At 66.5% G+C, this 11,635-nt stretch carries 18 protein-coding genes; all 18 read left to right on the forward strand.

The window, feature by feature from the left end:
* Positions 1-10 precede the first annotated feature (10 nt).
* A complete protein-coding gene (locus tag VHR41_10280; GenBank protein HEX3234572.1) occupies positions 11-613 on the forward strand; it encodes a hypothetical protein in 603 nt (200 codons plus the stop codon).
* Between the two features lie 78 nt (positions 614-691).
* Positions 692-1,159 (forward strand): TerB family tellurite resistance protein, encoded by a 468-nt coding sequence (locus VHR41_10285; GenBank protein HEX3234573.1) that lies wholly within the window; start codon positions 692-694, stop codon positions 1,157-1,159.
* Positions 1,160-1,605: 446 nt separating this feature from the next.
* Positions 1,606-1,992, forward strand: coding sequence for a DUF2255 family protein (locus tag VHR41_10290; protein HEX3234574.1), 387 nt, complete (start codon positions 1,606-1,608; stop codon positions 1,990-1,992).
* 88 nt (positions 1,993-2,080) lie between these two features.
* Positions 2,081-2,587 carry a GNAT family N-acetyltransferase gene (locus VHR41_10295; protein HEX3234575.1) on the forward strand — a complete coding sequence of 169 codons (507 nt, stop codon included), beginning with the start codon at positions 2,081-2,083 and terminating at the stop codon, positions 2,585-2,587.
* Between the two features lie 38 nt (positions 2,588-2,625).
* Entirely contained in the window at positions 2,626-3,108 is a 483-nt protein-coding gene (locus VHR41_10300) for a hypothetical protein (protein ID HEX3234576.1), read from the forward strand.
* Between the two features lie 35 nt (positions 3,109-3,143).
* Positions 3,144-3,584, forward strand: a complete 441-nt coding sequence (locus tag VHR41_10305) for a VOC family protein (GenBank protein ID HEX3234577.1) — start codon at positions 3,144-3,146, stop codon at positions 3,582-3,584.
* A gap of 543 nt (positions 3,585-4,127) precedes the next feature.
* Positions 4,128-4,658: a DinB family protein gene (locus VHR41_10310; protein ID HEX3234578.1), complete on the forward strand. Its 531-nt coding sequence runs from the start codon at positions 4,128-4,130 to the stop codon at positions 4,656-4,658.
* Between the two features lie 59 nt (positions 4,659-4,717).
* On the forward strand, positions 4,718-5,098 hold the full coding sequence (locus VHR41_10315) for a hypothetical protein (GenBank protein ID HEX3234579.1): 381 nt from the start codon (positions 4,718-4,720) through the stop codon (positions 5,096-5,098).
* A gap of 27 nt (positions 5,099-5,125) precedes the next feature.
* Positions 5,126-5,932: a methyltransferase domain-containing protein gene (locus VHR41_10320; protein ID HEX3234580.1), complete on the forward strand. Its 807-nt coding sequence runs from the start codon at positions 5,126-5,128 to the stop codon at positions 5,930-5,932.
* 35 nt (positions 5,933-5,967) lie between these two features.
* Positions 5,968-6,330: a cupin domain-containing protein gene (locus VHR41_10325; GenBank protein HEX3234581.1), complete on the forward strand. Its 363-nt coding sequence runs from the start codon at positions 5,968-5,970 to the stop codon at positions 6,328-6,330.
* A gap of 50 nt (positions 6,331-6,380) precedes the next feature.
* Complete coding sequence (locus VHR41_10330) at positions 6,381-6,743, forward strand: VOC family protein (protein ID HEX3234582.1); 363 nt, start codon at positions 6,381-6,383, stop codon at positions 6,741-6,743.
* A gap of 32 nt (positions 6,744-6,775) precedes the next feature.
* Positions 6,776-7,105: a DHCW motif cupin fold protein gene (locus VHR41_10335; protein ID HEX3234583.1), complete on the forward strand. Its 330-nt coding sequence runs from the start codon at positions 6,776-6,778 to the stop codon at positions 7,103-7,105.
* 57 nt (positions 7,106-7,162) lie between these two features.
* On the forward strand, positions 7,163-8,365 hold the full coding sequence (locus VHR41_10340; protein ID HEX3234584.1) for a hypothetical protein: 1,203 nt from the start codon (positions 7,163-7,165) through the stop codon (positions 8,363-8,365).
* A gap of 61 nt (positions 8,366-8,426) precedes the next feature.
* Complete coding sequence (locus VHR41_10345; GenBank protein HEX3234585.1) at positions 8,427-8,711, forward strand: hypothetical protein; 285 nt, start codon at positions 8,427-8,429, stop codon at positions 8,709-8,711.
* Between the two features lie 3 nt (positions 8,712-8,714).
* Positions 8,715-9,116 (forward strand): SRPBCC domain-containing protein, encoded by a 402-nt coding sequence (locus VHR41_10350; protein HEX3234586.1) that lies wholly within the window; start codon positions 8,715-8,717, stop codon positions 9,114-9,116.
* Between the two features lie 375 nt (positions 9,117-9,491).
* The gene (locus VHR41_10355) at positions 9,492-10,040 is read left to right on the forward strand and encodes a cysteine hydrolase family protein (GenBank protein HEX3234587.1); all 549 of its coding nucleotides are present in this window, start codon (positions 9,492-9,494) and stop codon (positions 10,038-10,040) included.
* The gene (locus VHR41_10360; GenBank protein HEX3234588.1) at positions 10,037-10,960 is read left to right on the forward strand and encodes a cyclase family protein; all 924 of its coding nucleotides are present in this window, start codon (positions 10,037-10,039) and stop codon (positions 10,958-10,960) included. Before VHR41_10355 ends, VHR41_10360 begins: the two co-directional genes overlap by 4 nt.
* A gap of 20 nt (positions 10,961-10,980) precedes the next feature.
* Positions 10,981-11,634, forward strand: coding sequence for a methyltransferase domain-containing protein (locus VHR41_10365; protein HEX3234589.1), 654 nt, complete (start codon positions 10,981-10,983; stop codon positions 11,632-11,634).
* Position 11,635 lies beyond the last annotated feature (1 nt).

Consider the following 11,635-nt stretch of genomic DNA (forward strand, 5'->3'; position numbering starts at 1 on the left):
CGGAGCTACCGTGGATTTCCCGCACCTGATTCTCGCTCGCGTGTACGAGCATATCGAGCCCATCGACCGGGGCGATCGCTACGAGGATCCGCTTCAAGCTACCCTCGAGAAGATGGGGATCGGCCGCGTGACCGGCGGAGGCTCCCAGCTCAACGAGCTGGGGGGCATTACTCACGCGGATGTCGAGATCGAACTCGCCAATATCGATGAGGCACTGCGGATTGTCGCGGAGGCACTCGAGCAAGCGGGTGCACCGCAGGGTTCCGAGCTCATCCAGGCGTCGGATGGCCGAGTGTTGCGCGACTTCGGCAAGCTGCAATGCCTGGCGATCTACTTGGACGGCACCAGCCTGCCCGACGAGGTCTATGCCGACCTCGATTTCGAGGCGGTGGTCGCAGCGCTCGGCGCCGCAGCTGGTGACAACAGCTACCGAGGCCTGTGGCAAGGTCCTGAGGAAACCGGCATGTTCTTCTTTGGACCGGATGCCGAAGCGATGTTCGCACGCGTTGAGCCGGTGCTCCATGGCTTCCCGATCGGCCAGAATGCCCGCGTCGTTGTCCGACATGGCAAGCAAAGCCTGCGTCCGCGCGAGGTCCGCATGCCACGGCAGTAGATGAAAACGCCCGACCACGTCAGGTCAGCCATTGGCATGAATCAGCCATTTTGCATCAAAGGGATCGGGAGCACGAGAATGCTGGAGGGCATCCGTCGTTTTGTCCGCGAGCGGCTCACCGGGGCCCCGGAGACGCCAGTTGGCGCGGGGCCGGCCGCCCCTAGCCGGGTCCAGCTCGCGGCCTGCGCGCTGCTGCTCGAGCTGGCGCACGCCGACGGCGAGTTCAGCGCCGAGGAGCGGGAGCACATCGAGCGCACGCTCGTGCACCATTTCGGGCTGGATGCCACTATAGGTGCCGAACTGCTCCGACTCGCGGAGGCGGAGCGTGCAGAGTCGCTGGACCACTTCCAGTTCACTCGTCTGATCGCGGCCGAGTACGATCTGGGGCAGAAAATGGTGCTCGCGGAGGTGATGTGGGGTGTCATTTTGGCTGACGGCCGGCTCAGTGATCACGAAACGCACCTGGTTCGCAAGCTGGCGAGCTTGATGCAGCTGGAGCCGGCCTATCTCGCGCAGGCGCGCCGCGCGGCCACGAAGGCAGGCTAAGTCATCATATCGCGCGTGGCTTGCGCCGCACGGCTGAGCGCCTGCCATCTCTTTCCGCGGGAGGAGCGATGTCGACGGCGCTCCAGCCAAGCAGCAGCCGGACCGGTCGAGCTCGCGCGGATCCACCGTGCGACCCTCGTACGTGCCCTCGTGGGCGGTCTGGGGCGGCACACTGGCCCTTCGGCACCTGGGGCCGTCCGTCCGACTCTCGCTTGATGTGCTCCTGGCGATTGGCGGGGCGCGGGCCGCCGCCCCAGGCCGACGCGCGGGCGGTCCCGTGTTCGGCGAGCACGGTAATTGGACGAGCCTGATCATCGCCCTGCCGATCGGTTTCGGCATCGCGGCCGCCGCGGAGTTGTGGCATCTCCTTCGAGGCACCGGCGGCTCGGTCCGGTTGGGCGGACGCCCACATGATGTAATCGCGCCCCCGCGAGCGTACGGCGATCATGAGCGCAGTGCGGCGATTCTCACGCGATGTCGTCACCACCATTCGTGACGGTCAGATCTTGGGCCTTCGCGCCGGGAAACAACCACACCGCTTCATTGGCATATGGGCAGTGGTGGTCGAGGGCCGCGTGTTCGTGCGCTCCTGGGCTCTGAAGCCCCGAAGCTGGTACCGGACGTTCCTGGCTGACCCGGTGGGAGTCATCCAGGTGGCAGGGCGGAAGCTTCGGGTTCGCGCCGTGCACACTCGGAGCGAACGCGTGAAGTCAGCAGTCGATCGCGCGTACGTGTCCAAGTACGATACGCCGGGAGCGCTCAAGTACGCCCGAGACCTCTGCCGGTCGAAGTCGCGGGCGACGACGACCGAGCTGGTACCGCTCGGCCGTTGATGGCCCTCGGCGTATTCTTGGCGTGCGCCGGTGAATGGCAATACGCCGATCCCACGGCCGACTTCGAGACCATCCCCGCGAGACGAGCATGCATCCGCAACGATCTCTGACGGTTCGTGAAATCCGGCCCGATGAGTTTGACCTCGTCTGGCCTGTCTTTCACGCCGTCATCTCGAGCGGAGATACCTACGCCTACTCACCCCACCTGACCATCGACGAGGCTCGGACAACCTGGACTGCGCCTCCGGCGCGTGCCTTCTTAGCCGAACTGGATGGCACCGTCGTCGCGACGTACACGTTGCGTCCGAATCAGCCGGGGCTGGGAAACCACGTCGCCAACGCCGGATATATGGTGGCACCTGGGGCACGAGGCCAAGGAATTGCCGGCACGCTCTGCGAGCACTCGATCGAGACTGCGCGCGGTGCCGGGTTCACTGCCATGCAATTCAATTTCGTGGTAAGCTCCAACGAAGGTGCCGTTCGACTCTGGCAGCGCTGCGGCTTCAGCATCGTCGGGCAGGTCCCGGCTGCTTTTCGGCATTCCGAACGTGGACTGACAGACGTATTCATCATGCACCGCTTTCTGTCGCCATGAGCGCAGCGTCCGAGCCCGTCCTCAACCGGATCGCAGCAGTGGGTCTCTTCGTCGGCGCTGCGTTCGGGCTTGCCGGGACGCTCGTCGCCTCGCCCTACCTGCAGGCGAGCTTGTGGGCAATCGATAGCGTTGGCCTGGTGATCGCCACCAGCCTGCTGGCGGTGAAGTACTTCCGCGCCGGGGCGGATATCGTGGCCGCCGGCTTCCTGGTATTCGCGATTGGCGAGGGCGTCCTGCTGTCGGGAACGGCCGCCGGCCCGAGTGCCAGCGTCCCGGCGTTTGCCGCCGGCACGGCGTTGTGGGCAGCGGCTCTGGCCCTCATCAGCGCGCCGCGACAATTGCCGCCGTGGCTGCGTCTGTTGGGCGGAGCGGCGGCCTGTCTGTTCGCGATCACGTCAGCTCGCATCTATTCCGGCGACGCGCTGTTGCCCACCTCGTCGCCCCTCCCGTTCTTCGGCTATCCCTTTCTGGTAGCGACCTTGCTGGGGTGGGCCTGGACGCTGGTCCAGGAACGGAGCTGAGCGTCGCACCGGCGAAGTACACGGCGGAGATTCACATGAGCGTTGCACCAATCCCAGAATCAGATACGGCCGCGCAGGGCGACACGGGCACGTTCCACGGCCGCAGCCTCGAGGCTTCACTGACAGTGAGGGACCTCGAGAAGAGCCTGGCGTGGTACCATGACGTCCTCGGATTCGCGATCGACCGAAGGTACGAGCGCGAGGGCAAGCTCATAGCGGTCGCGCTCCGGGGCGGGAATGTACGACTGCTGATCGGCCAGGATGACGGAGCCAAGGGATGGGACCGCACCAAGGGCGAGGGGATCTCGCTGCAGATCACGACGGAACAGAACGTCGATGAGATCGCGGGACGCATTCAGGCACGCGGTGGCGCTCTCGCTCTTGGGCCCACGGACTCACCGTGGGGAACGCGCATGTTCCGTCTGCAGGACCCAGACGGGTTCAAGCTCACGATCTCATCCGGCCGTCCGGCCTGACCCGCGAGCGTGGGATGAGCGTTTCCAGCTATGATCGCCTGCGTTGCCCGCTGAAGGAAGCCAGGGCGCGCCAAGGCACAAGCCCCACGGGAGGTACCATCTTGACCAGCCTGACTCGGTTTCTGCCGGCCATGCTGGCTGCGACCCTTCTTGGCGGGTGCGCGGCCAGCGCCCAGACTGCGTCAACTCACGTACGCACCGGGCCAGACTGCTCATTTCGCTCAGCCACCACGTGCTGGACGGTCGCGGCGCGATTTCCGGCCGCACGATCCGAGACCGGCGATTCAATCGCCAAGGAGCTCCGCCGACCGACCCCACGGACGCTCGCGAGCCGAGCCGATAGCAGCCAGGGTGTGCGTTAGCGGCGCTCCTTGGGTGGAAAGATCGAGGCAAGCGGTCATACATTGACTCGTCAGGCGCTACCCGCCGGGCGAGCAAGGGCACAGGTCTATTACGAGTAAAGGGCTCGCGGTGATCCAGGACAGTAGCCGAGCTGGAAGGCTGAGAATGGCCGCGCAACCTTTGGTGACACGCCGGGCCGATGTGATCCCTGATCCTTGGGATACGATCCTCGACGCCTGGCGCACCAACAATCAGGTGATGGTCTTCCTCGTCGAGCACCTGCCGCCGGGGCTGTGGGCAACTACCATTCCCGGGGCGCCCCGTCGAAACATCCGGATGATCGCGGGCCACATTCACAATGCGCGCTGCAGGTGGATCAAGACCTTGGGTCAGGAGCTCGGGGTCACCGTGCCGCGCAGTGTCGACCGGCGGCGTGTCGGGCGTAAGGAATTGATCCCGGCACTGGAGCGGAGTGGGCGAGGCATCCTCCGCCTCCTCACTCTCGGCTGTGAGCATGGCGGAATGATTCCGGCGACTTCGACCTATGTCTGGCGCAATCTACCCCTCGATGTCGGGCACGTCTTGACCTATTTCGTCGCTCACGAGGCGCACCACCGCGGCCAGATCGTCCTGGTGGCGCGGGCAGCCGGCTATCGGTTGCCCTCAGCGGCGACTGACGGGCTGTGGCAGTGGACGAAGCGTGCGGCTGAGGCGAAGCCGGAGCGGCGCTGACGCCTCGTTTCTCGATGCGGGATTCGGCGAGGTTCCACCCTCCTCACAAGGAGATCTCCATGCGCCCGAGCACCGTATTTCTCGCCGGCGGCATCCTGGGCCTGACGTTTGGTCTCAGTTTTCTGCTCGTGCCTGCCACCGTGCTTCCGTTGTATGGCGTGTCTCCAGACCCGGCCACCGTGCTGATATCCCGCTTCTTCGGAGTCGCCCTCTTTCATCTGGGATTGCTGCTCTACCTGACCCGCGAGATCGCGCAAGGAAGTGTGCAGCGTGCGATGGCGCTCGAGGGAGTCGCTGGCTCCGTGGCCGGCGCAGTGGTGGCACTGATGGCGGTACTGGGCGGGCTGGTGAACGGCTTGGGATGGTCTACCGTCGCGATCTACGGGATCTTTCTGGTTGGATATGCCGGGTGCGTGCGCGCACCTACCGCTACGCCGTGAAGCCGCCGACGGACTCGAGAGAAAGACATGGACACTCAGCCGCGATTGGAGTCGTGGGTCAGCGGCGCGGCCTATGACCCGTTCATGGGACGGTGGAGCGGGCGGATCGCCCATGAGTTCCTCCGCTGGCTTGGCCCGCGAGGTGGGGAGTGCTGGCTCGAGATGGGCTGTGGCACCGGCGCCCTGACGCGCACGATCACGGAAATGACAGCGCCTGGCCTGGTCCTCGCCACGGACCGGTCGACGGCCTATGTGACCTACGCACGGCAACGGGCCGACGCACCCGTCCGATTGGTGGCCGCGGATGCCACGCGGCTGCCGATACGTCCAGGTGTGGCGCACACCGTGGTGTCTGGCCTGCTTCTGAACTTCCTGCCGGTACCGGCTGCCGGAGTGCTCGAGATGGTCCGTGTGGCGCGGGTGGGCGGGACGGTGGCGGCCTACGTCTGGGACTACGCAGGCGGCATGGAGCTCCTACGGTTCTTCTGGGATACGGCCGTCGAGCTCGACTCCACGGCAGCGTCGCTTGACGAAGGCGGTCGCTTCCCTGTCTGTGAGCCCCGGGAGCTCACCCGGTTGTGGCAGGAGGCGGGTCTGGTGGAGGTGCAGAGCTCGGCCGTCCAAGTTCCCACACTGTTCCACGACTTCGAGGACTATTGGGATCCGTTTCTGGGGGCACAGGGGCCCGCCCCGGCCTACGCGGCGTCCCTGAGCGGCCCGCATCGAGTTGCGCTGCGCGAGCGTCTCCGTGCGCGCTTACCCAGAGGCACGGGCGGTCAGATTCAGCTGAGCGCGCGGGCATGGACCGTCCGCGGCCGCCGTGCCCCTACCTGACGTCCCGCGCATGACGACCTGGTGACCAGAAGAAAATGCCGAGATTGATCGCACAGCCGACAGTGATCCAGGCCGCCGGGAACAAACCCAAGCGGATCGAGGAATACGCCGGGCGCGTGAACTCCGGCCATACCGGCGTCAGCGTCGCCCGGATGGTCTCTCCCGGCGGGTGGCAGGAGCCCGGGCAACGCCCCGAGTTCGAAGAGATCACGTTGGTGCTGCGCGGCCGACTCCGGATCGAGCATGATGGCGGCGTTCTCGAGGTCCGCGCGGGACAGGCCGTCGTGACCTCGCCCGGGGAGTGGGTACGTTATAGCACGCCCGATCCGGAGGGTGCGGAGTACGTGGCCGTGTGCCTACCCGCCTTTGCCCCGGCCACCGTTCATCGAGATACCTAGCCTAGAGACGCCACCGCGAGATCGCGGGCGGCACCACCCAGGGGCTCATCGTGTCGAATGGAAAGATCTGTTACGTCGAGATCCCCAGTGACGATGTCGAGCGCTCTGCCCGCTTCTACGTCGAGGTATTCGGCTGGACCGTCCGGATTCGCGGCGACGGTCAGCGGGCATTTGACGACTCGACCGGCGCCGTGAGCGGATCCTGGGTGCTCGGCCGTCCACCCCAGCGTCAACCTGGCATGCTCACTTACATCATGGTCGACAGCATCGAGCAGGCGCTGGGCCAGGTCACTGCCGCGGGCGGCACGGTGGTTACGCCGCTGACGCCGCTCCACGCCGCCGGTGAGGCCTTTGCCACGTTCGCCGACCCCGGCGGGAACGTGGTCGGGCTCTATCAGCAGCCTCGGACCTGAACGACGCGGCCCTCGATGAAGCAGCGACGTCCATGCGGCTGACCGATATCCCCTTCGGCATCACCGATTGGCAGCAGATCGACTCCACCGAACACGCCGGTGAGGTCGGGTTCTCGCGGTGGCGCACGCGGCAGTTCGGGACGGTCAGGGTACGACTAGTGGAATACTCACCGGGGTATCGAGCGGATCATTGGTGCCGGAAGGGCCACATTCTATTTTGTGTGGCGGGCGAGCTGGAGACCGAGCTGGCGGATGGGCGGACATTTCGCCTCACGCCGGGCATGAGCTATCAGGTGGCGGACGAGGCGGAGCCGCATCGCTCGCACACCACGACGGGAGCGACGCTGTTCATTGTCGACTGAGCCGGTGGACACATCCTCGACCCGATGGGGAAAGTCGTGGATCATCGTCTTCTAATTGTGACGCTCGTGATCGCCGGGTGCCGGGCGAGTGGGTCGAGTCCCGTTGTCTCACCGAAGCCCGCTAACAGCCGCTATCTCTTCGTCTGGGCGGGCGACTCCGACAAGCAGCAGAGTGACTTCCTGGCGGTAGTGGACATTGACCGCCGGAGCCCCACCTATGCCGAGGTGCTCACGACTTTACCGGTCGGAGCGCTGGGAACGCGCCCGCACCACACCGAATACGAGATGCCCACGGCGGGGGTGCTCTGGGCCAATGGCTTTGCCGCAGGCCGGACGTTCCGGCTCGACCTGCGTGATCCCGCCCGGCCGCTCGTCGCCGGCTCGTTTGCCGACGCGGGCCCATTCAGCCATCCTCACAGCTTTGCACGACTCCCTGGCGGGAACGTCCTGGCAACGTTCCAGCATCGGGTCGATTCGGGAATGGCCGCCACCGGCGGCCTGGTGGAGCTCGACTCCGCCGGTCGAGTCGTACGTTTCGCATCGGCCGCCGCCCCGACCGTGGACTCGACGATCCGGCCCTATAGCCTTGCCGTCGTGCCCGCTCTCGATCGCGTGCTCACCACCGCCACGGACATGCACCTGGAAGTGCGGAGCCGGGCGGTTCAGATCTGGCGGCTGTCCGATCTGGCGCTGCTGCACACGCTCTTGCTGCCGCCGGGCCCGCGGGGTGAGGAGAATTGGCTCACCGCCGAGCCGCGCGTCCTGGCGGACGGCCGCACGGTGCTGGTCAATACCTTCACCTGCGGGCTCTACCGGCTGCGCGGTCTCGACGGCGACTCCCCCTCGGCGGAATGGGTGTACTCCACACCCTGGGCGAAAGGACTGAACTGCGCGGTCCCGGTCGTCGCCGGACACTTCTGGCTGCAGACCAGCGGCATGGAGCACGCGATATTGAGCCTCGACATTTCCGACCCTTCGCATCCCAGGGAAGTCAGCCGGCTGACCCTCGGTCCGGACCAGGTCCCGCACTGGATCGCGCTCGAGCCGTCGGGTGATCGTGTCGTGATCACCGGGTATCGAGATCTCGAACGCTGGGTCCTCCTGGCCAACCTCGACCGGGCAACCGGCAGCCTGCAGCTCGATACCACGTTCAAGGCTCCTGGCGCCGCGCGGCCCGGTGTCGACTTCGGTCGCGACCGGTGGCCCCACGGGGCCACCGGCCCGGCCGTGCCCCACGGCGCCGTGTTCGCTCGGCCCTGAGAGTCTCTCCAGGCTCCTCGAAGGCGCCAGGCGGACAGGTCTTTCCAAGGGAGGTGCAGCGATGAACGCCGGCATGCCCTTCGAACAGTTCCTCATCACCCTGAGCGCCATCATCGGGACGATCGTGGTTCTCCGTGGCCCGATCGGGCGGGCACTGGCGGCCCGTATCGAGGGCCAGCGTCCGCTCGCGCCGGCCGAGGCTCAGGAGCTGGAAGAGCTGCGCACCCGGGTCCTCTCGCTGGAGGAGGCGCGTGGCCAGCTGGCCGAGCTGCAGGAGCGGCAGGATTTCACCGAGCGCCTGCTCGCGCGACAGGCGCGCGCGCCGGAGCTGCCGCAGGAGGAGTGAGCCATGCCCAGAGTCGTGGAACAAGTGGTCGCACTTCCGGCGCCGCCACGGTCGCTCTATGGGATGTACCTGGATCCGGAGCAGCACGCCGCCTTCACCGGCGGCGGAGCGGCTCGAATCGCAGCCACCCCGGGCACCGATTGGTCCGCCTTCGACGGCCGGATCCACGGACGTATCCTGGCACTCGTCCCCGACCGGCTCATCGTCCAGAGCTGGCGCAGCTTCGAATGGGCGGAGGACGATCTGGATTCCATCCTGGTCCTCTCCTTCTGGCCCGAAGCCGCGGGCACCCGGGTGGAGCTCACCCAGGCGAATGTGCCCGACAAGCTCTATCAGAACCTGGTTTCGGGATGGCCCGTTCGATACTGGCATCCGTGGCAGGCGTACCTTGAGCGCGGAGCCTAGCATCATGCAGCGCCCGCTGCGCGACCAGGCTTGATTCCCACCGCGGACGACGTCAAGACGCTCATAGGCCGGGCCTTCAACCCGTCAGCGACCGGTCAGCGTGCCTGGGGCCGCCGAGCGCACGTGGTGGGATGTGCAACAGGAGCATTTCGCTCCGATCCCTTTCACCGAGGCTGCCGCGGTGGTAGCGTACTTGCGATGGAAGGCTGGAACGGCCACCCTGGCCGAGCATGAGCGCCGTAGCGTATCCGAGGCACTGCGGAGCTATTGGTTGGCACGGGTCGGAGAGCCTCCGGCCTGAACGAGCCTGAGGCCACAGCCTGGGCGGCGCCGAACGACGACCCCTCTCATGCAGGAGCGATGGTGACCCTCCCGGTGAATGCGGCCCTGATCCTGATCGACGTTCAGCAGGGGTTCGACGAGCCCCGGCTGGGCCCGCGCAACAATGCCGATGCCGAACAGCGGATTGCCAGCCTGCTGGCCGCCTGGCGTGACGCGCGGCGTCCGGTCATCCACGTTCAGCACATGTCGCGCGAGCCAGACTCGCCGTTCCGCCCGGAGCGTCGCGGCAACGCGTTCAAGGCCGAGGCGACGCCGCGCACGGACGAGCCCGTGTTCCAGAAGGAGGTCAACAGCGCGTTCATCGGCACCGAGCTCGAGGCGTACCTGCGTCGCCGCGACATTCAGGACCTGGTGATGGTGGGGCTCACCACCGATCACTGCGTGAGCACATCGGCGCGCATGGCCGCCAATCTCGGCTTTGCGGTGACCGTCGTTGCCGATGCAACGGCCACATTCGATCGGGTGAGTTATGACGGCACCTCGTTCGATGCCGAACAGATGCACCAGGCCGCCCTGACAAGTCTGCACTCCGAGTTCGCCACCATACGCCAGAGCCACGAGCTGCTCTCCGCCGCTCGATGACTCGGCTCGGCCTCCTCTTGTTCGGGGCACTCTCCGCGGGATGCGCGTCTCCCTCTCGCGATGCCACTCCCTCTCGCGATGCCACCCCGCCGCTCTGGCGGGTATACCAGGGCGCGCTCAAGACCGCGAAGTACGTCGACCTGACACACGCGATCACGCCGTCGATCCCCTTGTGGCCGGGCTTCGAGCCTGCCGTCTTCGGACCCGCGGTCGATCCCAAGACCAAGGTCCCCTACACCTGGGCCAAGGACGGGTTCGAGGCGACACGATACGTGCTGCCCACGGACCAGCTCGGCACCCAGCTCGATCCGCCGGCGCATTGGAGCCCCGACTATCCCGCGATCGACGAGCTGCCGCCGACGTTCGCCGTTCGTCCGCTGGTGGTGATATCGATCGTGGAGCAGGTCGCGAAGCAGCCCGGGTACCACCTCTCGGTCGATGACATCCACGGCTGGGAGGCGGCCCACGGCAGGATTCCGGAGGGGTCCGTGGTGTTCATCCGGTCAGGCTGGTCGAAGGACTGGTCCGATCCCAAGCTCGAGAGCCGGAGTCCCTTTCCGGGCGTCTCGCTGGCCGCGCTCAAGTTCCTCCACGAGGAGCGTCACATCCTGCTCCACGGGCACGAGCCGCTCGACACCGATACGACGGCCACGCTCGAGGGAGAGGCCTGGCTGCTGCAGCACGGCTACACTCAGGCGGAAGGTGTGGCCAATCTCGACCAGGTGCCGGAAGTGGGGGCCCTGGTGGCGATAGGATTTCCCAAGTTCCAGGGAGGCGTGGGCGGGTACGCCCGCTTCATCGCCATCTGCCCGCCGGACTGGAAATACGGCGTCTCGGTGGGCCAGGTCCCGGAGAGTCCGCTCGCCCGGGCGGCCAAGCCCCTGCACTGGGACAAGACGCTCGGCATGCGGGTGAGATGATGGCGAATCCTGGAGAAGTCTTGGCCCGCGAGAACCTGATCGCCTACTACGGGCGTCGGGCGGAAGAGTACGAGCAGATCTACGCCAAACCCGAGCGGCAGGCCGACCTGTCAGGCGTGCGCGCCTGGTTGCGAGAGGCCCTGGCTGGTCACCGCATCCTCGAGGCGGCCTGCGGCACTGGCTACTGGACCGCCGAAACGGCTCCCGGTGCCGAAGCGATCGTCGCGACCGACGCGAGCTCCGAGGTGCTCGCGCTCGCCCGGCGGAAGCACTACCCTGCAGGCCGGGTGAGCTTCGTCCAGGCCGATGCCTACGCCCTCGATCGTGTGCCCGGGAACTTTACCGCCGGCTTCGCGGCCTTCTGGTGGTCACACGTGCCGCTCGAGCGGCAGAGCGCCTTTCTCCTCGGCCTGCATCAGCGACTCGGCGCTGGCGCGACGGTCCTATTTCTGGACAATCGCTACGTCGCCGGCAGCAGCACGCCCCTTTCCCGCCGCGACGCCGCCGGTAATACCTACCAGCGGCGCCGACTCGCCGACGGCACCGAATACGAGGTGCTGAAGAACTTTCCCGACCGAGCCGAGCTGGAGGCGGCGCTGTTGCCGAGGGCGGCAAGTCTGCGGGTGACGGAGTTCGCGTATTACTGGGGAGCGTGCTATCGAGTTCGCGAGTAGC

Source organism: Gemmatimonadales bacterium (genome assembly GCA_036265815.1).
Taxonomy (GTDB): Bacteria; Gemmatimonadota; Gemmatimonadetes; order Gemmatimonadales; family GWC2-71-9; genus CAVVWJ01.